Annotated in this window: 21 protein-coding genes and 1 pseudogene; 16 read left to right on the top strand and 6 right to left on the bottom strand. The window is 73.5% G+C overall.

From position 1 onward, the window contains the following. Positions 1 to 121 precede the first annotated feature (121 nt). The 8 genes and pseudogenes from ACQP26_RS10420 to ACQP26_RS10385 all read left to right on the top strand — a co-directional run bounded on the left by ACQP26_RS10420 (position 122) and on the right by ACQP26_RS10385 (position 9,629). Complete coding sequence (locus tag ACQP26_RS10420) at positions 122 to 1,591, top strand: hypothetical protein (RefSeq protein WP_281578447.1); 1,470 nt, start codon at positions 122 to 124, stop codon at positions 1,589 to 1,591. 124 nt (positions 1,592 to 1,715) lie between these two features. Then, entirely contained in the window at positions 1,716 to 2,090 is a 375-nt protein-coding gene (locus ACQP26_RS10415) for a hypothetical protein (protein WP_433495584.1), read from the top strand. A 43-nt stretch (positions 2,091 to 2,133) separates the two neighbouring features. Next, positions 2,134 to 3,138 carry a prolyl aminopeptidase gene (pip, locus tag ACQP26_RS10410; RefSeq protein ID WP_433495583.1) on the top strand — a complete coding sequence of 335 codons (1,005 nt, stop codon included), beginning with the start codon at positions 2,134 to 2,136 and terminating at the stop codon, positions 3,136 to 3,138. Continuing rightward, the gene (locus tag ACQP26_RS10405; protein ID WP_269700801.1) at positions 3,135 to 3,959 is read left to right on the top strand and encodes a metallophosphoesterase family protein; all 825 of its coding nucleotides are present in this window, start codon (positions 3,135 to 3,137) and stop codon (positions 3,957 to 3,959) included. Before pip ends, ACQP26_RS10405 begins: the two co-directional genes overlap by 4 nt. Then, positions 3,956 to 4,618 (top strand): 4'-phosphopantetheinyl transferase family protein, encoded by a 663-nt coding sequence (locus tag ACQP26_RS10400; protein WP_269700802.1) that lies wholly within the window; start codon positions 3,956 to 3,958, stop codon positions 4,616 to 4,618. The genes ACQP26_RS10405 and ACQP26_RS10400 overlap by 4 nt, the downstream gene beginning before the upstream one ends. Positions 4,619 to 4,710: 92 nt before the next feature. Beyond that, a pseudogene (locus ACQP26_RS10395) lies at positions 4,711 to 6,946 on the top strand (catalase). 88 nt (positions 6,947 to 7,034) lie between these two features. Beyond that, positions 7,035 to 8,135, top strand: a complete 1,101-nt coding sequence (locus ACQP26_RS10390) for an L-dopachrome tautomerase-related protein (RefSeq protein ID WP_269700804.1) — start codon at positions 7,035 to 7,037, stop codon at positions 8,133 to 8,135. A 120-nt stretch (positions 8,136 to 8,255) separates the two neighbouring features. Beyond that, the gene (locus ACQP26_RS10385) at positions 8,256 to 9,629 is read left to right on the top strand and encodes a glycosyl hydrolase family 18 protein (protein WP_433495582.1); all 1,374 of its coding nucleotides are present in this window, start codon (positions 8,256 to 8,258) and stop codon (positions 9,627 to 9,629) included. A 43-nt stretch (positions 9,630 to 9,672) separates the two neighbouring features. On the opposite strand, the gene ACQP26_RS10380 is transcribed toward ACQP26_RS10385, so the two are convergent. Together ACQP26_RS10380 and ACQP26_RS10375 are read right to left on the bottom strand one after the other, a co-directional pair. After that, positions 9,673 to 10,650: a DUF2804 domain-containing protein gene (locus ACQP26_RS10380; protein WP_433495581.1), complete on the bottom strand. Its 978-nt coding sequence runs from the start codon at positions 10,648 to 10,650 to the stop codon at positions 9,673 to 9,675. Between the two features lie 70 nt (positions 10,651 to 10,720). Continuing rightward, on the bottom strand, positions 10,721 to 11,479 hold the full coding sequence (locus tag ACQP26_RS10375) for a peptidylprolyl isomerase (protein WP_281578453.1): 759 nt from the start codon (positions 11,477 to 11,479) through the stop codon (positions 10,721 to 10,723). 218 nt (positions 11,480 to 11,697) lie between these two features. Here ACQP26_RS10375 and ACQP26_RS10370 point away from each other — a divergent pair, with 218 nt between their 5' ends. Next, positions 11,698 to 12,846: an RNA ligase RtcB family protein gene (locus ACQP26_RS10370; protein ID WP_433495580.1), complete on the top strand. Its 1,149-nt coding sequence runs from the start codon at positions 11,698 to 11,700 to the stop codon at positions 12,844 to 12,846. Continuing rightward, positions 12,843 to 13,448: a peptide chain release factor H gene (gene prfH, locus ACQP26_RS10365; RefSeq protein ID WP_433495579.1), complete on the top strand. Its 606-nt coding sequence runs from the start codon at positions 12,843 to 12,845 to the stop codon at positions 13,446 to 13,448. Before ACQP26_RS10370 ends, prfH begins: the two co-directional genes overlap by 4 nt. Positions 13,449 to 13,476: 28 nt before the next feature. On the opposite strand, the gene ACQP26_RS10360 is transcribed toward prfH, so the two are convergent. Further along, positions 13,477 to 13,902 (bottom strand): VOC family protein, encoded by a 426-nt coding sequence (locus ACQP26_RS10360; RefSeq protein WP_433495578.1) that lies wholly within the window; start codon positions 13,900 to 13,902, stop codon positions 13,477 to 13,479. A 128-nt stretch (positions 13,903 to 14,030) separates the two neighbouring features. Here ACQP26_RS10360 and ACQP26_RS10355 point away from each other — a divergent pair, with 128 nt between their 5' ends. Genes ACQP26_RS10355 through ACQP26_RS10345 form a run of 3 tightly spaced genes read left to right on the top strand, consistent with a single transcriptional unit; the run spans position 14,031 to position 15,852 of the window. Then, a complete protein-coding gene (locus ACQP26_RS10355; RefSeq protein WP_269700811.1) occupies positions 14,031 to 14,369 on the top strand; it encodes a hypothetical protein in 339 nt (112 codons plus the stop codon). Continuing rightward, a complete protein-coding gene (locus tag ACQP26_RS10350; RefSeq protein ID WP_433495577.1) occupies positions 14,366 to 14,995 on the top strand; it encodes a hypothetical protein in 630 nt (209 codons plus the stop codon). Before ACQP26_RS10355 ends, ACQP26_RS10350 begins: the two co-directional genes overlap by 4 nt. Positions 14,996 to 15,024: 29 nt before the next feature. Then, positions 15,025 to 15,852 (top strand): DUF72 domain-containing protein, encoded by an 828-nt coding sequence (locus ACQP26_RS10345; RefSeq protein WP_433496122.1) that lies wholly within the window; start codon positions 15,025 to 15,027, stop codon positions 15,850 to 15,852. 90 nt (positions 15,853 to 15,942) lie between these two features. Here the strand turns inward: ACQP26_RS10345 and ACQP26_RS10340 are convergent, their stop codons facing one another. Continuing rightward, positions 15,943 to 16,737: a DUF3152 domain-containing protein gene (locus ACQP26_RS10340; protein ID WP_433495576.1), complete on the bottom strand. Its 795-nt coding sequence runs from the start codon at positions 16,735 to 16,737 to the stop codon at positions 15,943 to 15,945. Between the two features lie 136 nt (positions 16,738 to 16,873). Between ACQP26_RS10340 and ACQP26_RS10335 the strand changes: the two genes are divergently transcribed. From ACQP26_RS10335 to ACQP26_RS10325, 3 genes are all read left to right on the top strand, one after another. Further along, positions 16,874 to 17,377, top strand: coding sequence for a SigE family RNA polymerase sigma factor (locus ACQP26_RS10335; protein WP_433495575.1), 504 nt, complete (start codon positions 16,874 to 16,876; stop codon positions 17,375 to 17,377). 5 nt (positions 17,378 to 17,382) lie between these two features. Further along, positions 17,383 to 18,102, top strand: a complete 720-nt coding sequence (locus ACQP26_RS10330; RefSeq protein WP_433496121.1) for a hypothetical protein — start codon at positions 17,383 to 17,385, stop codon at positions 18,100 to 18,102. A gap of 495 nt (positions 18,103 to 18,597) precedes the next feature. Continuing rightward, complete coding sequence (locus ACQP26_RS10325; RefSeq protein WP_433495574.1) at positions 18,598 to 19,644, top strand: zinc-dependent alcohol dehydrogenase family protein; 1,047 nt, start codon at positions 18,598 to 18,600, stop codon at positions 19,642 to 19,644. 67 nt (positions 19,645 to 19,711) lie between these two features. Here ACQP26_RS10325 and ACQP26_RS10320 read toward each other — a convergent pair whose 3' ends face one another. Beyond that, complete coding sequence (locus ACQP26_RS10320; RefSeq protein WP_433495573.1) at positions 19,712 to 22,942, bottom strand: Ig-like domain-containing protein; 3,231 nt, start codon at positions 22,940 to 22,942, stop codon at positions 19,712 to 19,714. 248 nt (positions 22,943 to 23,190) lie between these two features. Next, on the bottom strand, positions 23,191 to 23,763 hold the full coding sequence (locus tag ACQP26_RS10315) for a winged helix-turn-helix domain-containing protein (protein ID WP_281578461.1): 573 nt from the start codon (positions 23,761 to 23,763) through the stop codon (positions 23,191 to 23,193). Positions 23,764 to 23,986 lie beyond the last annotated feature (223 nt).

The raw sequence follows: 23,986 nt of genomic DNA, 5'->3' as shown, positions 1-23,986 counted from the left end.
GCGGGCAGGGGGGCGGGGTGGGGCGAGCCTCGCGCGCGGACGCGGTACCGTAGCGCCTCATCGTGCCCTGCGGGGCGGTCATCCGCCGGCCTGGCGCTGGCGAACCGACGGAGGATGGCGCATGTCCAACGGTGCCGAGCCGTTCGCACCCCATGACGACCTGTCCGCGCGGCCGCGGTTCGACCCCGCGTTGCGCGGCTACGACAAACGCCAGGTGGACCGGTACGTCGAGCAGATCGACGCCGAGGTGAGCGCGCTGACCGCCGCGCGGGACCGGGCGTACGCGCAGGTGCGCGACCTGACCGCGCAGGTGCAGCGGGCACAGGCCGAGGCGGTGGAGCTGCGCGACCGCCCGTCGCCGGTGGACCGGGCGTCCTTCCGCGACCTCGGCCCGATGGTCGACCAGATCCTGGACCTGGCCGAGAAGCAGGCCGGCCAGATCACCGACGTGGCCAACCGGCGCGCGGATGAGGTCCAGGGGCAGGCGGAGAAGCTGCTGGCCGCCGCGCAGGAGCAGGCCGCGCGGGAGCGGCGTGAGCTGGACGAGGAACTGTCCGCCCGCCGGGCCGAGCAGGACCGGGTGGACGAGGAGCGGCGGGCCGCCGCGCAGGCGGAACTGACCGCCGTGCGGGAGCTGGCGGAGAAGCTGCGCGCCGAGGGCCAGGCCGTGCACGACCGGGCCCAGCAGGAGGCGAAGCGGATCACCGAGCAGAGCGCGCAGCAGGTCGAGCAGGCGCGCTCGGCGTCCGAGGCGCTGGTGAAGGCGGCGCGGACGCAGATCCAGCAGGAGGTCCAGGCCAACCGCAGCAAGGCGCAGCAGGAGCTGGCCCAGTGGCAGGCCACCATGGCCAAGGAGTTGGACGAGCGGCGGGCCGCCGCCGAGCAGGAGCTGGCCGACCGGGCCGCCGCCGCGGAGAAGGACATCGCCGCGCTGGTCGCCGAGGCGCAGCAGTACGCCAACGAGGTCCGGGAGCGGGCCGACGAGGAGACGGCGGCGCACCAGGAGCAGCTGGCCGGCGTACAGCGGGAGATCCAGCAGCGGCAGGAGACGCTGACCGGGCTCAAGGCCGAGCTGGAGGCGGTGTCCCGGCAGCTGGAGGACACCCGCCAGGAGATCGCGACGATCGAGCAGACCGGCGCGGAGCTGGAGGAGCGGCTGGTCGGCGTACGCCGGGACCTGGCGGCGGAGAGCAAGCGGCTGGACGAGGCGCGGCGCGCGGCGGACCTGGCCGAGCAGCACGCCAAGGAGACCCGGGCCCGGGTGCAGCGGGAGGCCAAGCGGGTCGCCGACCTGGCCGCGGCGGCGGTCATGGCGGCCGCGGCGGGCGGCGGCGAGACCGCCGAGTACCCGCAGGTGTCGGTGCGCCCGGCGATCGCCGTCCCGGCCGAGGTGGCGCCCCGGGCCGTGGACGGGCGGACCGAGCCGGACGCGATCGAGCCGGACCGGTCGGAGCCGCCGGCCATCGAGCCCTTCGTCGAGCGGCTGGACGGGCCGAGCTTCGACGCGTTCGCGGTTCGCACGCCGGCCCCGCGCGGGGTGCCCGAGGCGGAGACCACGGGTACGGACAACGGCGTACCGGCGACCGCCTGAGCGTTCGGTGCCGCCGGCCCAGGCCGGGCCGGCGGCACCGCATCTTGCTCATCGAGCTTGCTCTATGCAAATATTTGGATCGTTCTGCTGGTGCATCTCGATCCTTTTGCGGGAGTTGACGGGCATGCGGAAGATCTCCTCCATCGGCGCCTCCGTCGTCCTGACCGTCGCCGCGGCGGGCGCCGTGCTGGTCGGTTCGGCCGGACCGGCGAGCGCCGGATGCAGCCACTCGCACTCCAACGTGGACAGCAAGTTCGGCCAGCTGTTCAACGCCACCAACGTCAACATCCGCACCGGCCCGCACACCACCTGCGGGTCGGTCGGGTACGGCCAGCTCAGCCACACCGTCGACTTCCACTGCTTCGCCAGCGGCGACCGGGTCACCGCCAACGGCAAGACCACCTACACCTGGACCTACCTGCGCGACGTCACCACCGGCAAGTCCGGCTGGGTCGCCGACGCGCTGCTGGACAACCTCGGCGGCAACGTCGCCTGCTGACCGGGACCACCGGGAGGCCCCTCGGCGGGCAGAATGAGCGGGCATGACCGGCCTGCACCCGCCCGTCGAGCCGTACGCCACCCACCGGATCCCCGTCGGTGACGGCCACGTCCTGTACGTGGAGGAGGTCGGCCGGCGCGACGGCGTACCCGTGGTGTTCCTGCACGGCGGGCCCGGCGGCGGCCTGGTGCCCGCGGCCCGCCGGTTCTTCGACCCCGCACGCCACCGGGCCGTGCTGTTCGACCAGCGCGGCGCCGGCCGCAGCACCCCGCACGGCGAGGTGCGCGCCAACACCACCTGGCACCTGGTGTCCGACCTGGAGACCATCCGCCAGCGGCTGGGCATCGGCTCCTGGCTGGTGTTCGGCGGGTCGTGGGGCACCACGCTCGGCCTGGCGTACGCGCAGGCGCACCCGCGGCGGGTGACCGGCCTGGTCCTGCGCGGTGTGCTGCTGCTGCGGCGCGGCGAACGAGACTGGTTCTACCAGGGCGGACTGCGCCACCTCCAGCCCGAGGAGTGGGAGCGGTTCGTCGCGCCGATCCCGGCGGACGAACGCGACGACGTGCTGGCCGCGTACCACAGGCGGCTGCACGGCCCGGACGAGGCGCGGGCCCGGGAGTACGCGCGGGCCTGGGGCCGGTGGGAGGCGGTCAACTCGTCGCTGCGGCCCGACCCGGAGATGCTCGCCCACTTCACCGCCGACGAGCACGCGCTGCCGGTGGCCCGGATCCTGTCGCACTACGCGGTGAACGGCGGCTTCCTGACCGAGGGCCAGTTGCTCGACGGCGTGGATCGGATCCGGCACCTGCCCGCCGTGATCGTCAACGGCCGCTACGACCTGTGCTGCCCGCCGGTGTCCGCGTACGACCTGGCCCGCCGGTGGCCGGAGGCGACGCTGCGGATCGTGCCGGAGGCCGGGCACTCCGCCGCCGAGCCGGCCGTGACCCGGGAGGTGCTGCGCGCGCTCGACGAGGTGACCGCGCGGGTGGAGAGCCCGGCCGGCGAGCCTGGTCATCCGGAAGCGCCGCTGGCAGGATCGGCCGGGTGACGGGTGCGCTGTACGCGGTCAGTGACCTCCACGTGTCGTACGCGGAGAACCGCGCGGTGGTGGACGGCCTGCGACCGGAGACGGCGGACGACTGGCTGATCGTGGCCGGTGACGTCGGCGAGGTCTTCGCCGACGTGGAACGGACGCTGCGGCTGCTGCGCGACCGGTTCGCGCGGGTGGTGTGGGCGCCGGGCAACCACGAGCTGTGGACCCACCCGAAGGACCCGGTGACGTTGCGCGGCGTGGCCCGCTACGACGCCCTCGTCGCGATGTGCCGCGAGCTGGGCGTGCTGACCCCGGAGGACGACTACCCGGTGTGGCGGGGCGCGGGCGGGCCGGTCACCGTGGCGCCGCTGTTCCTGCTCTACGACTACTCGTTCCGCGCCCCCGGCACCGCGACCAAGGAGGAGTCGCTGCGCGCGGCGTACGACGCCGGTGTGGTGTGCACCGACGAGATGCTGCTGCACCCCGACCCGTACCCGGATCGGGAGTCCTGGTGCGCGGCGCGGCTGGAGGTGACCCGGCGGCGGCTGGAGGCCACCGACCCGGCGCTGCCCACGGTGCTGGTCAGTCACTGGCCGCTGGTGCGGCAGCCCACCGAGGTGCTCTGGTTCCCGCAGTTCGCGCAGTGGTGCGGCACCGACCGGACGGCCGACTGGCACGTACGCCACCGCGCCGCCGTCGCGATCTACGGCCACCTGCACATTCCCCGCACCACGCACTACGACGGCGTGCGGTTCGAGGAGGTCTCGCTGGGCTACCCGCGCGAGTGGCGGCGCCGGGGCGGCGAGCCGGCGCCGATGAAGCGGATCCTCGGATGATCGGCACGCTGCTGCCGGCCGGGGCGATGGCCGTGGAGGCGTTCGCCGACCGGCCGGGCGAGACGCCGTACCCGGGCGAGGAGGACCTCGTGGCCCGCGCGGTGGCCACGCGCCGCCAGGAGTTCGTCACGGCCCGGCGCTGCGCGCGGGAGGCGCTGGCCCGCCTCGGGTACGCCCCGGCGCCGATCCGCCCCGGGCCCCGCCGGGAGCCGGTCTGGCCGGCCGGCGTGGTGGGCAGCATCACCCACTGCACCGGCTACCGGGCGGCGGCGGTGGCCCCGGCCGGGGCGCTGGCCGGTCTGGGCATCGACGCCGAGCCGCACGAGCCGCTGCCCGACGGGGTGGCCGGGGTGGTCACCGTGGCGGGTGAGCCGGAGCGGCTGGCCGTGCTGCGCGCCGCCGACCCGGCGACGCACTGGGACCGGCTGCTGTTCAGCGCCAAGGAGTCGGTCTACAAGGCGTGGTACCCACTGACCGGGCGCTGGCTCGGGTTCGAGGAGGCGGAGCTGACCTTCGACCGGGACGGCCGGTTCACCGCCCGGATCCTGGTCGACGGCACCCGCGCCGACGGCGGCCCGCCGCTGGACGTCCTGGACGGCCGCTGGCTGGTAGACGGTGGGCTGCTGCTCACCGCCGTGGCCGTACCGCACCGGTCCTGACCAGCGATACCGCGATTGTTCCGGTTTGCCCGCCCCGAGCTGGGGTAGGGCCGAAGGGGCCTGGACATTTAGCTGTAGGAGGACAGGTCCTGATGGAATCCAGCAAGCCCGCCCAGATCGTCAAGGGTGTCGTCGAAGCCGCCGTCGAGAAGGTCGGTGACGCGCTGACTCCGGACGTGCCCGGCGCTCCCGGCAGCGCGCCGCCACCGCTGGAGGAGCCGACCACGCCGCACGGCCCGCTGCCGCCCAAGGCCGAGCAGGGCGCGCCGGACACCCGGACCCCGACCGGCGCCGAGACCGGCGTGCCGAAGATCGCCAAGGGGCAGCAGGGCGCGTACCTCACCACGGCCAACGGGGCCCGGCTGCGCGACACCGACCACTCGCTCAAGGCCGGTCCGCGCGGCCCGGTCCTGCTCCAGGACCACCACCTGCGGGAGAAGATCACCCACTTCGACCACGAGCGGATCCCGGAGCGGGTGGTGCACGCCCGGGGCGCCGGCGCGCACGGCACGTTCGTCGCGTACGGCACCGCCGAGGAGGTGACCCGGGCCGGCTTCCTGAAGAAGGGGCGGGAGACGCCGGTCTTCGTCCGCTTCTCCACCGTGCTGGGCTCGCGCGGCTCGGCCGACACGGTCCGCGACACCCGGGGCTTCGCCACCAAGTTCTACACCGACGAGGGCACGTTCGACCTGGTCGCCAACAACATCCCGGTGTTCTTCATCCAGGACGCGATCAAGTTCCCGGACGTCATCCACGCGGGCAAGCCGCACCCGGACCGGGAGATCCCGCAGGCGCAGAGCGCGCACGACACGTTCTGGGACTTCGTCTCGCTGCACACCGAGGCGCAGCACCACACCATCTGGAACATGTCCGACCGGGGCATCCCGCGGTCCTACCGGACCATGGAGGGCTTCGGCGTGCACACGTTCCGCATGGTCGACGAGGCCGGGGCGACGGTGCTGGTCAAGTTCCACTGGAAGCCGAAGCTGGGCGTGCACTCCCTGACCTGGGAGGAGGCCCAGCTGATCAGCGGCATGGACCCGGACTTCCAACGCCGCGACCTGTACGACGCGATCGAGGCCGGCGCGTACCCGGAGTGGGAGCTGGGCATCCAGGTCTTCCCGGACACGCCGGAGGAGACGTTCGCCGGGATCGACCTGCTCGACCCGACGAAGATCGTGCCGGAGGAGCTGGCGCCGGTGCAGCCGATCGGCAAGCTCACGCTGAACAAGACGCCGCGGAACTTCTTCGCCGAGACCGAGCAGGTGGCGTTCCACGTCGGGCACCTGCCGCCGGGCATCGACGTGACGAACGACCCGCTGCTGCAGGGCCGTCTCTTCTCGTACGTGGACACGCAGCTCACCCGTCTGGGCGGGCCGAACTTCACCCAGATCCCGATCAACCGGCCGCACGCCGACGTCAACGACATGCTGCGTGACGGCTTCCACCAGCACGCGGTGCACGCCGGGGTGGCGCCGTACCGGCCGAACTCGCTCGACGGCGGCAACCCGTTCCCGGCCGGCGACCGGGAGCACGCGTTCGTGGACACCCCGGTGACGGTGGCCGAGGCGCCGAAGGTGCGTGCTTCGCCGGCCTCCTTCGACGACCACTACAGCCAGGTACGCCTGTTCTGGCAGAGCATGTCGCCGGTGGAGAAGGAACACATCATCCGGGCGTACACGTTCGAGCTGGGCAAGTGCTACCACCAGGCGATCAAGGAGCGGCAGCTGCAGTGCCTGGCGAACGTGGACCCGGTGCTGTGCGAGCAGGTGGCGATCGGCCTGGGCCTGCCCGTGCCGCAGCCCACCGTGCCGCTGGCGGAGGTGCAGCCCAGCCCGGCGCTGTCCCAGGTGGGCCGGGAGTGGCCGGCCGACGGCCGGATGGTCGGCATCGTGGTCGACGCCCAGGCCGGCCTGGACGACGTGCACGAGGTACGCCGGGCGGTGGCCGCCGCCGGCATGGTGCCGTTGCTGATCGCCGCGCACGGCGGCACCGTCGACGGGCTGCCGGTGCAGCGCACGTTCGCCACCGGCCGCTCGGTCGAGTTCGACGCGGTGCTGCTGGCCGGCGCCGGCCCGCGACGCCAAGGCCGGCGCACCGGGCGGGGCCACCGTCGATCCGCGGGTGCTCCTGCTGGTCGAGGAGGCGTGGCGGCACGCCAAGGTGATCGGCGCCTGGGGCGCCGGTGCCGAGGTGCTGAACCAGGCCGGCGTCACCGGCACGCCCGGCGTGGTCACCGGTGGTTCCGGTGCCGAGGTGCTCGCCGAGGTGCAGCGGCTGATGGCGGCGCACCGGGTCTGGGAGAGGTTCCCGGCCTCGGTCGCCTGATCTCGTCGAAGTGCGTGGGGGCGGTCCCGGATCCGGGACCGCCCCCACGCCCACGTTTGCCGCGGCCCCGCCCGGGAACGAGCAGTGGATGAACGGGCCTGTGGCCGACGAACCGGTCGGCGAGCTGGAACTGGTGCACACCTTCACCGGGGCGATGCCGACCGGGGTGAGCGTGTCGCACACCGGCCGGATCTTCGTCAACTTCCCGAAATGGGGCGACGAGGTGCCGGCCACGGTGGTCGAACTGCGCGACGGCCGTGAGGTGCCGTTCCCCGATCAGGGCTGGAACGACCCGTCCGGCGACGACGACGCGGGCGCGTTCGTCTCGGTGCAGAGCATCGTGGTCGACCCGGCCGACCGTTTCTGGGTGCTCGACACCGGCAGCCCGATGTTCCAGCCCACGAAGCCGGGCGGGCCGAAGCTGGTCCGCGTCGACCTGGACACCGACTCCGTCGGGCAGGTGATCACCTTTCCGGCCGACGTGGCGCTGCCCACGACGTACCTCAACGACGTCCGGTTCGACCTGCGCCGCGGCGAGGCGGGTCTGGCCTACATCACCGACTCCTCCGACTCCGGTCCGAACGGCCTCATCGTGGTGGACCTCGCCACCGGGGAGTCCTGGCGCCGGCTGCACGAGCATCCGTCCACCAAGGCCGAGCCGCTGTCGGCGTTCCGGCCGGTGGTGGAGGGGCGGCCGTTCCTGCAACGCCCGGCGGACGGGCCGGCGAAGCCGGTGTCGATGGGTTCGGACGGCATCGCGATCTCCGCCGACGGCGCCCGGCTGTACTACTGCCCGCTCGCCTCGCGCCGCTGGTACAGCGTGGCCACCGACGCGCTGGCCGACCGGTCGCTCGGCGACGAGCAGGTCGCCGCCACGGTGGTGGACGAGGGCGACAAGGGCACCGGTTCCGACGGTCTGGAGACCGACGACTCCGGGGCGCTCTACCTGACCGCGTACGAGCACAACGCGGTGCTGCGGCGCCGCCCGGACGGGGAGTTCGAGACAGTGGTGCACGATCCGCGCCTGCTGTGGCCGGACACCATGTCGGTCGCCGTCGACGGCCACCTCTACGTCACCGCGAACCAGTTGCACCGGCAGGCGACCTACCAGGGTGGACGTGATCTGCGGCGCAAGCCGTACGCGCTGTTCCGGGTGCCGATCGGTGCCGGGCCGGTACTGCTGCGCTGACCGAGGGCGCATGCCGCGTCACGTATCGAAGTGCGTCGTTGACGACTTAGTTAATACTATTTAATATTCGGGCCACCTCGAGGAACACCCCATCCGCCCCCGTCCCCGGGAAGGCCCTCGATGCCCAGACCTCACCTCCGGCGGCGCCTGGCCGCCGGTGCGCTCGCGCTGGCCACCACCGCCGCGACGCTCACACTCGCCCCCACCGCCGCCGAGGCGGTGGTGCTGCCGAACAACTTCAAGAGCGTCGGCTACATGCCCTCCTGGAGCGGCAACGTCAACACCATCCAGTACGGCAAGCTCACCCACATCAACTACGCGTTCGTGCTCCCCAACGGCGACGGCAGCCTGCGCCCGGTGGAGAACCCGAGCAAGCTCTCCTCACTCGTGTCGCTCGGGCACGCCAACAACGTCAAGGTCTCCATCGCCGTCGGCGGCTGGAACGACGGCGACGACTCCGCGTTCGAGGCGCTCGCCGCCAACTCCGGCACGCGCACCGCCTTCGTCAACAACCTGATCGCCTTCGTCAACCAGTACAACCTCGACGGCGTCGACATGGACTGGGAGTACCCCGACCCGGGCGCCTCGGCGAACAACTACACGCTGCTGATGCAGCAGCTCGGCAGCGCCCTGCACAGCCGCGGCAAACTGCTCACCGCCGCCGTGGTCTCGGAGGGCTACTACGTCGACGGCGTGCCCACCGCCGTCTTCGGCTCGGTGGACTGGCTGAACATCATGGCGTACGACGGCGGCAGCCCGCACGCCAACTACGACTGGTCGATCGCGAGCATCACCAGGTGGAAGTCGCGCGGCCTGCCCGCCGCCAAGGCGGTGCTGGGCGTGCCCTTCTACAGCCGGCCCGGCTACTACACCTACTCGGCGCTGGTCGGGATGGACCCGGCGAACGCCAACCGGGACTGCACCACAGTGGGCGGCGCCCAGCAGTGCTACAACGGCGTACCGACGGTGAAGCGCAAGACCCAGTGGGCCATGGCGAACGCCGGCGGGATGATGAACTGGGAGCTGTCCCAGGACACCACCGGTTCGACCTCGCTGGTCAGCGCGATCTACGACACCGTCACCGGCGGCGGCAACCCGCCGCCGTCCGGGCGTACCGGGCCGATCACCGGCATCGGCGGCGCCTGCGTGGACGTCGCGGCCGCGAGCACCACGAACGGCACCGCGATCCAGCTGTACGGCTGCAACGGCACCGCCGCGCAGAGCTGGACCGTCGCCGGCGACGGCACGCTGCGGGCGCTTGGTAAGTGCCTGGACGTGACGAGCGCCGGCACCGCGAACGGCACCACGATCCAGCTCTGGGACTGCAACGGCACCGGGGCCCAGGTCTGGGCGGCCCAGAGCAACGGCACGCTGCGCAACCCGGCGTCGGGCCGCTGCCTGGACGCCACCGGCAACACCTCCGCCAACGGCACCCGGCTGCAGATCTGGGACTGCTTCGGCGGCGCGAACCAGGTCTGGCGGCTGCCGGCCTGAGCGGGCGTCCCCGCCGGGCGGACCGGCCCGGCGGGGACCGGCCTCACCAGCGGTTGCGGGCCTCCTCGGCCCAGCCGACCAGGCCGTCCAGATCCACGCGCTCGCCGTCGTCGGTCGCCGCCCAGCCGGTGAAGTGCCCGAAGCACTGGTGCGTCTCGCCGGCCAGCACGAGCAGGTTGGTACGCGCCACCCGCTCGTGGAACGGGTGGAACGTCACGTCCACCCGGTCGCCGGTGATCCGCCACGGCCGCAGCCAGTCGGCGGTGTCGTACTCCCAGGTCAGATCGGCGCCGATCTTGTGCAGCCGCCCGTCGACGAAGACCGCGTTCTCGGTCGAGCCGGTGCCGTCGGTCCACTTGCCGCCGAGCTGGATCGACCGGCCCGGCCCGCTGCCGGCCGCCCAGTTCCACCGCACCGCGTACCGCCACTTGCCCCGGCCGTGGTCGAGCGCCGCGTACGACCCCTCACCCACCGGGTACGCCGTGCCGTCCACGGTGATCGTGCCGTGCACCGGACGGCCGATGTCCTTGACCGTGTACTGGAACCGGCGGGTGCTCCACGGCACCACCACGCCGAGCGACTCGTGCCCCGCCGGCAGCGGCACGGTCAGGTCCACCTCGACGCCCGGCGCGGTCGCCCGCACGGTGCTGCCGTCCGGGCCCTGGTCCACCGCGACGGTCAGCTTGCCGCCCCGGGCCCGGACCGGACCGGTGCCGCTGACCGGCGGCAGCACCGTGCCCCGGGCGAACGGCACCACCGCCTCCGCAGTGGTCTCCCGGCCGGTGCTCCGGTCGAGCAGGTAGAGGCTCTGCACCCCGGCGTAGTCCAGCGACGACGCGACCAGGCCGAGGATGTGCGTCGGCGTGACCACGCCCCAGTGCTCCCACCGCTTGGCCCGGCCCCAGCCGCGCAGGTTCGCCCGGTGCAGCGGCCGGCGGCTCCAGCCGACCGCGTCCGGGTTCAGCCGCCCGTCCGGCCGGCACAGGTCGACCGGCTCGGTGATCTCCCGCTCATGCGTCATCGCCGCAGGCTACCGGCGACGACGCGGGCCCGGCGGGCGGCCTCGGCAGCCGTCCCGCCGGGCCGTTACGTCAGCGGCCCTGCTTGGCGCGGCAGATCTCCACCGGCACCGCCGGGGCGCCGTCGACCGGCGCCGGATCCTCCGGGGTGGGCGCGATGCCGCCGGCCGAGATCCGGTCCAGCGTGGCCAGCCCGGCCGCGTCGACCTGGCCGAACACCGTGTAGTTGGGGCGCAGCGCCGAGTCGGCCTGGACCAGGAAGAACTGGCTGCCGTTGGTGTCCGGGCCGGCGTTGGCCATGGCCAGGGTGCCGCGCGCGTACAGGCGGCGTACACCGGTCGGGTCGGTCGGCGCGGGCGGCAGGTCGGTGGGCAGCTCGTCGCGGTACCGGTAACCAGGACCGCCCGAGCCGGTGCCGGACGGGTCGCCGCACTGCAGCACGGTCAGCGTCGGGTACGCGGTGAGCCGGTGGCAGGGCGTCCGGTCGTAGAAGCGCTTGCGGACCAGGTGCAGGAAGCTCTGCACGGTGCACGGCGCCTGCTCGCGGTCCAGCGTCAGCCCGATCGGCCCCTGGTTGGTGCGCAGCGTGACCCGCACGGTGCCCCGGTCCGGCGTCCGGCGCGGGTCCGGCGGCAGCGACACCGGCCGGGCGGCCGGCTCGTCCGGCGTCGGCGTGTACGCGCACGGCCCCTTGGTGGGCGCGGGGTCGGCGGGCGGCGCCGCGGTCGCGGCGACACCGGCGGCGGCGACGATCGTCGCGGCGGCCACGCTCACCCCGGCGAGGCGGGCCAGCAGGGGTAAGGCGGCGTGCGTTCGGGTTTCGCTCGACACGGTGGTCCTCCCTGGACTCGTGGTACCAGAACGACCGGAGTCTATGGATCAGGTCATCCGATGTCGACGCGGGCGCTCGGCGGGTCGAAAGTCGGTTGCCGGCCCGCGCCGCTTCCGAGAAGGTGATCGGCATGACGTTCTGACGGATCGCACCCAGCCCGCAGGCCCCTCCTCGCCGCCTGCCGTTCCCGCTTCTCTTTCCGCAGAATCGAGCGTCTGTGTCCGCGTACCCCTCCGGGCGGGCCGTCGTGCCCGCCACCGTCTCCGTCTTCTCCTCCCCCGGCAGCTGGATCGAGTCCGCCGCGCTCGACCAGTGCCGTCAGGTCGCCGCCCTCGACGGCATGGCGCACGTCGCCGCCATGCCTGACCTGCACCCCGGCAAGGGCGCGCCGATCGGCGCCGCCATGTCCTCGACGGTGCTCTACCCGTTCCTCGTCGGCTCCGACATCGGATGCGGCATCGCGGTCTTCCCGATCGCGCTGCGCCGGGTCGTACCGGAACGGCTCGCCGCCCGGTTCCCCGACCTGGACCGGGCGCTCGACCCGGACGACGACGACCCGGCCTGGTCGGTGCTGGACGGCGAGATCCCGGCCGGTCACCTCGACGGGCTCGGCACCGTGGGGCGCGGCAACCACTTCGTCGAGCTGGCCCGCGTCGGGCCGATCCTCGCGGCGGAGCACGCCGCTCGGCTCGGGCTGGACGCCGGTGACCTGGTCCTCGTGGTGCACTCCGGCTCGCGTGGGCTGGGCGAGCGGATCCTGCGCGAGCACACCGAGGCGCATGGCGCCGGTCCCGCGCCCGACCCGGACGCCTACCTGGCCCGGCACGACGCGGCGGTGCGCTGGGGTTCGCTCAACCGTCGGCTGCTGGCCGCGCGGGTCGCGTACGCGCTCGGCGCCGAACCCACCGAACCGGTCGTCGACCAGTGCCACAACCTGGTCGAGATCCGCGACGGGCACTACCTGCACCGCAAGGGCGCGGCGCCGGGCGACGGACGGGACGTGCTGATCGCCGGCACCCGTGGCACGCCCTCCTACCTGGTGGCCGCGGACGCCGGGCCGGACGCCGGCTACTCGGTGGCGCACGGCGCCGGGCGCAAGATGTCCCGCGCCGACGCGCTGCGCCGGGGCCGCGCCAAGCACACGGTCGAGGAACTGCGGCGTACGCCGGTCGGCTCGATCGTGGTGTGCGGCGACCGGCAGCTGCTGTTCGAGGAGGCGCCCACCGCGTACAAGCGCATCGAGCAGGTGATCGGCGACCTGGTGGCGCACGACCTCGCCACGCCGATCACCACCACGGTTCCGCTTGTCACCTACAAGACGCCGGACGCGGGCCGCCGCGACGAGCGCCGGAAGGGCCGCCGGTGACCGAGCTGCTGCTGTCCGCCGGGCGCGGACCCGCCGAGTGCGCGTGGGCGCTGGCCCGGCTGCTGTCCCGTCTGGAGGGCGAGGCGGCCCGGCGAGGTCTGCGTACCGAGCGGGTCGAGACGGTGACCGGCGACCGGGCCGGCACGTACCGGTCGGTGCTGGTCCGGATCAACGGCGCCGGGGCGGAGGCGTTCGCGGCCGGGTGGACCGGCACGCTCTGCTGGCAGGCGCCCAGCCCGTACCGGACGGGTCACGGCCGGAAGAACTGGTACGTCACCGCGCGGACCTGCCGGACCGACGTGGTGGTCACGCCGTTCCGCGAGGCGGACGTGGAGTTCGTGCCCTGCCGCACCGGTGGGCCGGGCGGCCAGCACCGCAACAAGGCGAGCACCGCCGTCCGGGCCACGCACCGCCCGTCCGGCCGGACCGTGGTGGTGGACACCGAACGGCACCTGCACCTCAACCGCCGTATCGCGGTCGAGCTGCTGCGGCAGCGGATCGCCGCCGACGACGAGGCGGCCCGGCGCGCGGGCGTCGACGCCCGCTGGCGGATCCACGACGACCTCGTGCGCGGCGACCCGGTACGGGTGGAGCGGCCCTGACGCGGCCGTGACCCGTGCTCGCCCTGCCTCAGGCGACGAAGACGCAGAACGGGTGACCGGCGGGGTCGGCGTACACCCGTAACGGCTCGTCCGGGTCGTCGGACCGGTCCCGCAACAGCCGCCCGCCGAGCGCGAGCACCCGCTCGTGCTGCCGGTCCAGCTCGGCCACCGACGGCACGGTCAGGTCGAGGTGCAGCTGCTGCGGCACCTCCCCTTCCGGCCAGGTCGCCTCCGGCAGCCGGTCGACCTGCTGGAAGGCCAGTTGCGGCACGCCTTCCGCGGTCCTCAGCACCAGCCAGTCCCGGCCATGCTCGTCCGGTTCTCCGGCCGCCGGGGGCTCGTCACCGGACCGGTAGACCAGGCCGAGCAGCACGCGGTAGAACTCGGCCAGGGCGCGCGCGTCGGTGCAGTCCAGCACCACCTGGCACAGCCGCAGACCCGGTCCGTCGGTCATCGTCACCACCTCCGGCCTCCTCTTGCCCCGCCGGTCGCGGCCCAATCCGCGGTCCGTGACCGTCCCGGCTACCGTGGGCGCGGCGGACGGGCGGCCCGGCCCGCCAACGTACTGCGCGAGGAGGACGGATGCGACGGAGAAGGACCGGTCCGGTGACGGCGCTGGCGACACTGACGCTCGCCCTCGCCGCATGCGGCGGGGACGCCGGGACCGATCCCGAGACCTACCTCCGCGACGCCATGCGCGAGGCCGTGTCCGTCAAGCAGGAGACCGGGCAGTTCCCCCGGGGCGTGAGCGACCTGTCGGTCGGGGACTACGACGGCATCGGCGTCGTCACGTTCGTCACCAACAACGACGCGTCGGCGCTCTGCGTGCAGCTGTCCGTGCCGGACGCCAAGCGCAGCGTGTACTCCGCCGACCCCGGGCAGGTCACCGAGGGCGCCTGTGACATGGACCGCGTCCGGTGAGCCCGCTCGTGCAGCGCTTCCGCGCCGTGGTCGCCATGTGGATCTTCGTCGGCGGCGGTGGGTTCCTGCTGGCCGGGTTCCTCGGCCTCGCGTTGCTGACCCAGACGGGTCCGTTCGCGGCCGCGTCGACCTTCTCCGCCGCCGCCGAGTTCGCACCCGGCGCCGAGATCAAGGTGCGGGACACCGGCGTACGCCCCGGCAACATCCTCATCCTCGCGTCGCCGGCCGACGTGGACCCCGCCACCGTCCGGTGCACCGCGAAGAGCCGCGTCTACACCAGCGGCGAGCAGCGCAGCAGGGAGCTGACCGGGGCCCGGCCCGAGGGGACAGCGTCGGTGATGACCGACCGCGGTGACCCGCGGTTGTTCACTCCGGTGCTGGCCACCGAGGGCATCACCTGGATGGACACCGACTTCGTGAGCTGCACCGGTGACGGCGTGGAGGCGTTCACGCTGACGTCGGCGAAGGGCCTGCAGAGCGACCGGTTCCGGCTCGGCGCCGGCCTGCTGCTCATGCTGCTCGCGCCGGTGTTCGCCGGGTTCGGCTGCCTCGCGCTGTACTTCACCCGGAAGTGGAACCGGGAGGCGGCGCTGCGCGGCGGCTCGACGAGCTGGCCCTACCGGTGACCGGGATGCGCCTGCACGTGGGCTGTGCCATGTGGACGCACAAGTCCTGGTCCGGCCGCTTCCTGCCGCATCCGCTGCCCGCGCACGAGCGGCTGCGCGCGTACGCCGCGTGGTGCGACGCTGTGGAGGGCAACACCACGTTCTACGCCACCCCGGCCCGCCGGACGGTGGCGTCCTGGGCCGAGCAGACCGATCCGGGCTTCCGCTTCCTGCCGAAGCTGCCGAAGGTGGTCACGCACGAGCGCCGGCTCACCGGCGGCGAAGCGGAGCTGCGGGCGTTCCTGCACGCCATGGAGCCGCTCGGCCCCCGGGTCGACGCGCTCTGGATCCAGTTGCCCGGCTCGTTCGGCCCCGACGACGTGCCCGACCTCGACCGGTTCCTGCGCACGCTGCCCGCCACCCACAGGTACGCCGTCGAGGTCCGCCACCCGGCCTTCTTCACCGAGGCCGGTGCGGTACGCGCGCTGGAGGCGACGCTGCACCGGGCCGGCGCCGAATGGATCCCGTTCGACACCACCGCGTTCTTCCGGACGCCGCCGACCAGCGACGCGGAGCGGGAGGCGTGGACGCGCAAACCGCGTCTTCCGCTGCGTACCCGGGCGCTGACCGACCGGCCCGTCGTGCGCTACCTCGGCCGGGACGACCCGGCCCGCACCGTCGAGGGCTGGCAGCCGTGGCTCGACGTGGTCACCGGCTGGCTGCGGGAGGGCCGCTCGCCGACCGTGTTCGTGCACACACCGGACAACGCGGACGCGCCCGAGCTGGCCCGCCGCTTCCACGACCAGGTCCGCGAGCGGGTGCCCGGGCTCGCGCCGCTGCCGGAACCGGAGCCGGTCGGCCCGGCCACGCTGTTCTGAGCGCCGGATGGGATCGCCGACGCGGCCGGGCACACGCGCGCCCGGCCGGACGGTCCGCGCAGCCCGGCCACGCGGACCCGGCACCGGACCTCAGCCCGGCCGGCCGCCCTCCGGCGGGGGCAGGCGATCGTCGTACACGCCGGAGGGGCCTGTGTACCGCTCGCCACGCAGGAACGGCAGCGGGTTCGGAGTGCAGCCGTGCAGGCCGAGTGTCTGCTGCTGCATCACCGGCGCCGGCCGGCCCCGCCCCGGGCAGCGCTCGTGCCCGTGACCCAGGCGGTGGCCGACCTCGTGGTTGACCACGTACCGGCGGTACGCGGCGAGGTCGCTCCCGTACGCGGGCGCGCCGAGCACCCAGCGGGCCACGTTCACCACCACCCGGCCCCCGTTACGGCAGGACGTGTACCGGTCCAGGCCGTCCCCGCACAGGTCGTCGCGCGTACCGGGGGTCGCGAGGTAGACGGTGAAGTCGGCGGGCTCACGGGCGCCGACGCGGCGCAGGGCGATCCGTCCGTCGGTCGTCCAGCCACCCGGGCCGGCGAGGATGCCGGTGACCTGCGCCCCGAAGTCGGCCGCCGGCAGACCCGTGATGTCGCGCTCCACCGCCACCCGGTAGCGCAGCAGCTTGCCCGTACCCCCTGTGGTGGCCGGCTCGGCGGCGGCGAACCGCCACCGGTTGCCGCCCTCGGCGGGATAGCCGATCCGCGCCGGCCGGGGCCGGACGGGCGCCGCCGCCGACGCGGCCGGCGCGGCAGCGGACGGCCCGGCCGGCCCGGACAGCGCGACAGCGGGCTGGTCGGCCACCGCCGGTGTGCAGCCGGCCAGCGCCACCGCCAGCGCGATCACCGCCGCGCCGCCGCGTGTCCGGTCCACGGTCCTGGTCATCTCGTCTCCCCTCGGTGCCCGGTCGGGGGCACGGGGATGAGGACGGGTGATCCGTCGCGAAAGTTGGTCCGGCGGGGACTCAACCTTTTCCGCGTCCCGCACGTCCCTACCGGGGTGAGAGGTGCAGAGGACCGGCATGGCCCGGGGTGACGCGGAGTTCGTCGAGTTCGCGCGGGCGTCCTCCGCGCGGCTGACGCACGCCGCCTTCCTCATGACCGGCAACCACCACCACGCCGAGGACGCCGCCCAGACCGCGCTGGTGCGCACGTACGCGTCCTGGTCCCGGATCCGCAACGGCGACCCGTACGGCTACGCCCGCTCGGTGCTGGTGAACCACCTCGTCGACACCTGGCGGCGGCCGATCCGCGAATACCCGAGCGACGACCTGCCGGAGCGCCACGGCGGCGACATGGCCGAGGAGGTGGCGACGCGGCGGTGGCTGGTCACCGCGCTCGGCACGCTCACCGCGCGCGAACGCGCCGTCGTCGTGCTACGGCACTACTTCGACCTACCGGAGGCTCAGGTGGCCCACGAACTCGACGTGTCGGTCGGCACCGTCAAGAGCACCTCGTCGCGGGCGCTGGAGAAGCTGCGTACCGCCGGCCTGTCCGCACCGCGACCGCAGGAGACGTGCCGGTGACCGAGATGGACGAGCTGCGCCGCGTGATGCGGGTGACCGAGCGGGCCGACGGCCTGGACATCGCGGACATCATGCGCCGGGGCCGCCGGCTGCGCCGCCGCCAGCGGATCGGCACCGGGGTCGCGGCGGCGGTGGCGACCGTCGCGGTGGCGGTCGGGGTCACCGCCGTGGCGTCGCGGCCCGGCCCGCCGGACCTGCCGGCCGGGGAGCCGGTCGCCACCGCGTCCGCCGCCACTCCCCCGCCCTCGCCGACCGCCGCGCCGGCCCCGACCGAGGCGCCGCCGCAACCGCTCGGGACCGTCGTGGGAAGCGGCATCCGGTACGGCGCCGACGAGCGCGTGTTCTTCGTGGTCCCGGTGGACGTGCCGGAACTGCCGCGCGTGACGATCGGCCTGGTCGCCGGGCGGCGCGCGCCGGACGGCCGCCTGACCTCCGACTTCCTGGTCAACGACGTGTCCGGCAGCGACCGCCGGGCGGGGTTCCACGAGATCGGGTACGACCAGCAGCGAGCGCCTGCCGACACGTCCGTCCCCACGTTCGGCTATTTCGTCGGCCCGGCCGCCCGCATCGTCGGGACAGTCGACGGCCGGCAGGTCGACGCGAAGCTGGCCCGCTGGAGCGAGGACCCCCAGGTGGTGATCTTCTGGTTCGACCCGGAAACCCTCACCCCGGGAACCCCGCTGGACGGCATCACCGCCCAGGACTCCAAGGGCCGCCGCCTGTAGCCCACCCTCTCCCTCCCCCTCCCCCCTCCCCCTCTCCCGGTGATCAAGGAGTTTGCGGACTGACGCCACCCTGATGAGGACACAAACTCCTTGATCACCGGGGTCAGGAGGGCGAGGCGTGAGAGCCGAGCCCGCCCCAGACTCCGTGATTCGCCGCCCGAGCCGCCCCGCCCACCCTCCCCCGTCCCGACAGCCCGAGCCGCCAGCAGATCTTGGTACGAAACGGCCCCAATGAGGGCACTTTCGTACCAAGATCCACTACTCCCGGGATACGGACCACGCATCTCGGACCCGACGCGCCTGGGATGGGCAGGTGAGGTGGCGACCGGCAGCCCCTGCCCCCCGCTCGCGGTGATCTTGCACTTTCTGCCCGGCCAGATGGGGCATTCAGGACATCGACAGGGCCGCAAGTGCAAGATCGCGGGAGCGGGGAGCGGGGAGCGGGCGGGTGGGGGGTGGAAGGAGACGCGGGGTGGGGGTGTGAGGATCGGGGGCATGCGTGCTGTGGTGTTCGAGCGGTTCGGGGTGCGGCCGGAGATTCGCGACGTGGACGATCCGACGCCGGCGCCGGACGGGGTGGTCGTCCGGGTCGGTGCGACCGGCCTGTGCCGCAGCGACTGGCACGGCTGGCAGGGGCACGACCCGGACATCCGCCTGCCCCACGTACCGGGGCACGAGTTCGCCGGTGTCGTCGTGGCGGCCGGCGCGGACGTCCGCGGGTGGCGGCCCGGCGACCGGGTGACCGCGCCGTTCGTCTGCGCGTGCGGGCGGTGCCCGTCCTGCCTGGCCGGCGACCAGCAGGTCTGCGAGCGGCAGACCCAGCCGGGCTTCACCGGATGGGGCTCGTTCGCCGAGCTGGTCGCGGTACGGCACGCCGACGTCAACCTGGTCCGGCTGCCGGACGAGCTGGACGAGGCGGCCGCCGCCGCGCTCGGCTGCCGGTTCGCCACCGCGTTCCGGGCTGTCGTCGCGCAGGGCCGGGTGGCGGCGGGCGAGTGGGTCGCAGTGCACGGCTGCGGCGGCGTCGGCCTGTCCGCGGTCATGGCCGCGGCGGCGAGCGGCGCGCGTGTGGTGGCCGTGGACGTCTCCCCCGCCGCGCTGGAGCTGGCCCGCCGCAGCGGCGCCGCCGTCTGCCTGGACGCGAGCGCGCTCGGCGGTCCCGGCGAGGTGGCCGCCGCGATCCGGGAGGCCACCGGCGGGGGCGCCCACCTCTCCCTCGACGCGCTGGGCAGTCACGCCACCTGCGTGGCGTCGATCGAGGGCCTGCGCCGGCGCGGCCGGCACGTGCAGGTCGGGCTGCTGCCCGCCGCGCAGGGCCGCCCGGCGCTGCCGATGGACCTGGTGATCGCGTACGAGCTGGAGCTGCGCGGCAGCCACGGCATGGCGGCGCACGCGTACCCGGAGATGCTGCGGCTGGTCACCGCCGGGGTGCTGCGCCCGGGCGAACTGGTCACCCGCACCGTCGACCTGGCCGCCGCGCCCGATGCGCTGGCCACCATGGACCGGCCGGCAGTCGCCGGGATGTGCCTGATCGAGCCCTGAGAACGGGCACGGGCCGGCCCGGCGCCGGGAGACCCGGCGCGGACCGGCCCGCGAGGCCGCGTGATCGTCAGTCGGTGACGGTCACCGTGACGGTACGGGGCGGCTGCTGGTACTGCCCCCGGTTGTCCATGCCGCGGATCGTCACCGTGTACGTGCCGGCCGGGATCACCGGCGACGTGTACGCGAAGTTCGACCCCGGCGAGCCCGGGCTGGTGAGGAACGTGGCGATCCACGGCCAGTTGCTCGGCGCGCCCGCCCGGCCGAACGTGCCGGCGGAGTTCATGCCCTGCCCGGCGCTGTTGCCGATCTGCACCTCGACCTTCTGCATGCCGCCGTCGTCCACGGCCCGGCCGGTGATCACGATCCGGCCGCCGGTGTACGCCTGGCCCTCGACCGGAGTGATGCTCGGCTCCAGCGTCGGGTCGGTGTCACCCGGGTAGACCAGGTAACGGGCGGTCGCGCCGCTGGTCGAGTTGTCCTGCTGACCCGAGGTGTCCACGGCCCACGCCTCGACGCTGTAGGTGCCCCGGGTGGGCAGGTCGATCGAGAGCGTGAACCCGGTGCTGGTCGCGCCGGGCGAGGCGAGCGTCGCGTCGACGGTGGCGAACGCGGCGGCCATGGTGCCGTTGGGCTGCACGTACCGGCCGGTGTCCAGGTCGCGCAGCGCGATCCGGACCGCCCGCACACCCTTGTCGTCGGTGGCGGTGCCGGCCAGGTCCAGGTGCAGCTGGTCGATGTCCTGGTTGGTGCCGGTGAAGCTGAGCAGCCCGTTGGGGAAGGCGTCGCCCGGCACCTGGGCGGTGACGGTGAGCCGGCCCATGTTGGTGCTGGACGTGGTCAGGCCGAGCTTGTCGGTCGCCCGTACCCGGAAGTCGTAGACGCCCGGGGTGAGCGGCACCGTGGTGAACGACCAGTCGAACGTCGCGGCGTCGAGGTTGGTCGGCGAGATCCGGTGGTAGCCGGCGACCGAGTCGGCGCCCCACGTACCGTCGCTGGCGAGCGCCTCGCGGGTGGTGTTGTTGCGCAGATAGATCTCGACCGACTTCAGGGCGTCGTCGTCGCGCGCCGTACCGGCGAACGTGATCGTGCCGCCGGGCGCGACGGTGAGCGGCGCCGGGTTGCCCGGCGGGGTCATCGCCACCGGCGAGGTGATCGCCACGGTCGGCGGTACACCGGTGGCGGAGACGGTCCAGTCGCGGGTGTCGCCGCGCAGGTCGCTCTGCCCGGTCGTGTCGACGGCGGTGGCGGTCATCTTCCACTGCCCCTCGATCGGCAGCGTGACCTCGTACTGCCAGGTGGCGGACGTCGCGCCGATCACGTCCGGCTCGCCGCGGAAGGTGTTGTAGACCGCGGCGACGGTGCCGTCGTCCTGCAGGTACCTGTTGTCCGGGGTGCGGAACGAGTAGATCAGCGAGTTGACGCCCTTGTCGTCGGTGGCGGTGCCGGAGGCCACGAACGTCTGCGTGGCGACCAGGCCGGCCGCCGGCGAGCCGATCCGGGTCGTCGGCGGCAGGTCGTCGAAGCGGAACGCCTCGATCTTCTTGACCGCCTTGGTGGTGTCGCCGGCGCCGTTGCGGTCGAACGTCTTGGCCTGCAACTGGTAGACCCCGGCCGGCAGCGTCACCGGCAGGCTCCACGTGGTGGAGGTGGCGTTCGGCGCGGCGACCGTCGTGTTGATCGCCTTGAACGCGCCCCAGGTGGTCATGTCGGCCTGGAGGTACTTGCCGCTGTTGCGGTCCTGGATCTCCAGCTGGACCCGGGCCACTCCGGCCGGGGCGAGCGCCTGACCGCTGATGGTGAACGACTCGCCCGCCGGCTTCACCGCGCCCTCGATCGGCGTGGTGATCGTGGTGTCCAGCGCCGCCGGCGCGGGCTCCTTGGAGAGGTCGAAGAAGGCCACCCGGCCGGTCGTCTTGCCGCCCTTGACGTTGCCGTCACCGCCGACGAGCAGGCCGCGCGAGGTGGCGAGCATCGCCTTCTCGCCCTCGTACGAGTTGGAGCCGGGGTTCCACTCCAGGGCGGTGCCGGTGAGCGGGTCCAGCGCGCCGAGGTGGTCGCGGCGGACCACCTGGTCGCCGAGGCCGTAGCCGCTGAGTCCCTGGCCGGTGCCGTAGCCGACGTTGTCCAGGCCGGGCCACGGCACGTTCGACGTGGGCGACTCCTGCCAGCTGAAGTGACCGCCGACGTAGACGGCGGTGTCGGTGATCGCCACCGAGTAGATGCTGTCGAAGTGCCGGGAGATCCAGAGCGGCTCGACGTTGTCGTTTCCGGTCAGCGAGTACGCGATGGCGGTGTCGTTGATCGGCGGACGGTCACCGCCGGAGCCGCTGGTGACCACGAAGTACGAGTCGTCCGGGGCGATGTCACCGGCGAAGACCCGCTGGATGCCGCCGACGAAGGAGAGGTTGTCCTCCCACAGCCGGGTACGCCAGGGCAGCAGCGCCTTGCTGGCCGTACCGATGAGCGCCACGCCGTAGCGGTCCTGGCCGGCGATCTGGCGGCCGGTGTGCACGACCAGCAGCTTGCTGCGGTCGTGGGTGAGCTTGAGCTGCTGCACGGTGAGCATGCCGCCGACGCCGATGCCGCCGGTCAGCGGCAGGTTGAAGCCGGTGTCGACGGCGCCGGTGGTGGGGTTGAGCGCGGCCAGGCCGCTGCGGCTGACCCCGTTGACGGTGGCGAACTGGCCGCCGACGTAGACGGCGTTGCCGCTGACCGCGAGCGCGGTGGCCCGCGCGTTGGCGGTGGCGGTGAACGCGGCGATCGGCGCGCCGTTGGTCGGGTTCAGCCGGGCGATCTTGCGCTTGGTGACCCCGTTGATCGTGTTGAACGCGCCGGCGATGTAGAGCGACGAGCCGTCCGGCGACGCCTCCACCGCGGCGACCGCGCCGTCGATGACCGGCTTGAACCCGGTGTCCACCTTGCCGGTGTCCAGGTTGTACGACGCCAGGGACCGCTGCGTGATCGCGGACCCGCCGACGTTCGCGATCGATGTGAACGTGCCGGCGATGAAGACGCGGTTGCCGATCACCTCGATGTCGGTGATCTCGCCGTTGGTGATCCGCGGCGTGTCGGTGCGGGGCGTGGTCGGCATCAGCCGGGTGTCCCCGGGGGTGACCAGCGCACGGGTCGCGGTGGTACGCGCGGCGCCGAGCGCGGCGTTGCTCCCCGTCGCCTGGGCGCCGGTACGGCCGGCCACGCCGGCGTCCCGCACGGTGACGGTGGCGGCGAGCGCCGGCACTCCCGCCACCACGACCGCGCCGGCGGCGACGACCGCCACCGCGCGAAGCCAAACTCGCATCGAGACAACTCTCCCTGTCCGCCGGGACGGCCCCCTCGGGTGATTCCCGATTCCCCTCCGTCCGCGTGCCGGACGCCACCGTAGGAGGCAAAGACCTCTCGCGATACGTGCCGCACCGGTAATCGACCGGTCGCCATCAATTCCGGCCACACCGGTAGGACGCCTCCACCGATCGGGTCACCCGCTGTCACCGTCCGGCCGTGCGCGGCGTCGGCACGCGACGCCGATCGGCCACAGCGGACCCAGAGTCAGTCGCCCCGCACCCGGGGGTGGCGGTGGTCGGTCAGCCGCAGGCCGACGCCGCGTACCGCCGCGATGGTGACGCCTGTGCCCAGCTCGTCGAGCTTTCGGCGCAGCCGCTTCACCAGGGACTGCACGTCGGCCCGGCCGTGCGTCGGCGCGTCGTGCCAGACCGCGTGGTGCAAGTCGGCGTAGCTCCACACCCGTACCGGCTCGGCGGTGAGGCAGGTCAGCAGGTCGCGCTCCAGCCGGGTCAGGGCGGTCTCGCGGTTGCCCCACCGGGCGGTGGACCGGGCCGCGTCGATCACCAGCGCGCCGTCCGGCGCGGGCTTGTCCCGGGGTACGGGCCGGACCGGCGCGACGGCCGGCGCCAGCGCGGGGGCCGGGGCGGGCGCGCCGGTCATGATCAACTCGCGCAGCTCGTCGAGATCGGCGACCATCAGAAGGGGCGCGACGCCGTCCAGCAACTCGGTCAGCCGCAGCCGCTCGGCCGGCGACGACGTCACCCCGATGACGAGCGAGAAGGGGCGCTCCGACGGGTCGGTGCCGGAGTCCGCCGCGTTCGTGCCGTCAGTCGTCACCGCGCCCCACCGTGACTAAAACTGTCAACAGGCCGCCCATTCCGGGGGCCTGTTGGTGACATGTTGCTCACGTACGGTCATTGATCGTTCCTTACTGTCGATCATAGTGTCCACTCAGGCGTCCGGCGCAGACCCGCACGGCGCCTAGGGGGCCTGGGGGGTTCTTTTCACACCGGTGTCGCAGTCGGGAGTTCGTCTCCTGGCCCTTCTGCCATGGCTCGAT

It is taken from the genome of Micromonospora sp. CA-248089 (assembly GCF_050948515.1).
Taxonomy (GTDB): Bacteria; Actinomycetota; Actinomycetes; order Mycobacteriales; family Micromonosporaceae; genus Micromonospora.
This window is presented reverse-complemented; position numbering and strand designations above follow the sequence as displayed.